1 protein-coding gene and 1 pseudogene are annotated in these 1,669 nt (G+C 62.1%); both read right to left on the reverse strand.

Features of this window, described 5'->3' with window-relative positions; genetic code table 11:
• A partial coding sequence (locus PEH01S_RS36260) for an AMP-binding enzyme (protein WP_407669521.1) occupies nucleotides 1-379 on the reverse strand: 379 nt, incomplete at its 3' end.
• Nucleotides 356-1,658: pseudogene (locus PEH01S_RS34205) on the reverse strand (amino acid adenylation domain-containing protein); the annotation flags it as partial. The pseudogene PEH01S_RS34205 and the gene PEH01S_RS36260, both read right to left, overlap by 24 nt.
• Nucleotides 1,659-1,669: the final 11 nt, after the last annotated feature.

A 1,669-nucleotide genomic window follows, 5' to 3' on the forward strand; every position in this document is an offset into this window, starting at 1 on the left:
TGCTGACGCCGAGTACGTCCTGCCAGATCTCCGCCAGCTTCGCCTCGGTAGGGGTTCCCGGCGCTTCATAAGCGCCTTCGGCCAGCTCGTCCGGCGAAATCTCGGGCAGCGCCCGCACGTCCACCTTGCCGTTCGTCGTAAGCGGCAGGCTGTCCAGCGGCTTCAGGTAGGACGGCACCATATACTCCGGCAGGCTTTCCTTCAAGTACGCCCGGACAGCCGACTTGTCCAGTGTCCCTTCCACCGTCACATAGGCGCATAAATATTTGCCCCGCTGCTCGTTTTCCCGTGCGGCGACGAACGCTTCCTTGATCGACGGATGCGCGGTCAGCTTGCGGCGGATTTCTTCCAGCTCGACCCGGAAGCCGCGGATCTTCACCTGCGTATCCGCCCTTCCCAGATACTCCAGGCTTCCGTCCGGCAGCCATCGGACGATATCCCCGCTCCGGTACAGGCGCTCTCCGGCCGCAAACGGGCTGGGGACGAACTTCTCCGCCGTTTGCTCCGAAAGCTTCAAGTAGCCCCGCGCCACCCCGTCTCCGCCAAGCACCAGCTCCCCGTATATGCCCTTCGGCAGCAGCTCCCCGCGCTTGCCTACGACATACGCCGTCGTATTGCTGATCGGCTTCCCGATCGGAATGTCCGAATCGAAGTCCCTCTCAATCGGGTAGAACGTCGAGAACGTCGTGTTTTCGGTCGGGCCGTAGACGTTGAGGATACGCACGCCGGGGCACCGGCTGCGGACCAGATTGATATGCTTCGTCGACAGCACCTCGCCGCCTACGATCAAGTACCTTAACGGACGGAACAGCTCCGGCTTCTCCTGCGCCAACTGGTTGAACAAGGCGACGGACAGCCACAAAATCGCGATGCGGTTCTCCGCCAGCTCCCGCTCCAATGCCGCCGGGGACAAAATCGTCTCGTTGGGGACCAAATACAGCGTGAGCCCGTTCAGCAGCGCGCCCCATACCTCGAACGTCGTGGCGTCGAAGACGAGCGCCCCGGTTTGCAGAATGCGGTCGCCTTCCCGGAGCTCGACGTAGTTGGTATTTTTCACCAGGCGCACGACATTCCGGTGCTCCGCCAAGATCCCTTTCGGCTGCCCCGTGCTGCCGGACGAATACACCACGTAGGCCAGATGCGATGGCGACGTTTCGGTGTCCGGGTTGGGAAGATCCTGAGCAGCACCGTTCGTCCCGGACACGGCAGCAATATCCAGCCGCTCCCCAGCGAACCGGAGCTTGTCTGCGGCTTCTCCGGTTACGAGCAGGATGCGGGCATCGCAATCGTTCAGCATGTAGCCGCTCCGCTCCGCCGGATAGTCCGGATCGATCGGCAGGTACGCTCCGCCGGCCTTCAATATGCCCAGGATGCCGATCAGCATCTCGATCGACCGCTCGACCATGATCCCTACGACGGTGTCCGGCCACACCTTTGCCTCTGAGAGCGGCGGCGAGTTGGTTCGCCCTTGCGTTCAGCTCGCGATACGTGATCGTCCGGCTCCCGTATACCGCCGCAGTCCGGTCGGGACCTTTCTCCGCCTGCTCCTCGAAGAGCGCATGTATCGTCCGGTCTCGCGGGTAATCCCGCTTCGTCGCGTTAATTTCCTCTAAAATTTCCCGCTTTTCCTCTTCTGTGATCAGGTCGATGTCCGCCAGCCTGACTTCCC

This window comes from Paenibacillus ehimensis NBRC 15659 (assembly GCF_004000785.1).
Lineage (GTDB): Bacteria > Bacillota > Bacilli > Paenibacillales > NBRC-103111 > Paenibacillus_G > Paenibacillus_G ehimensis.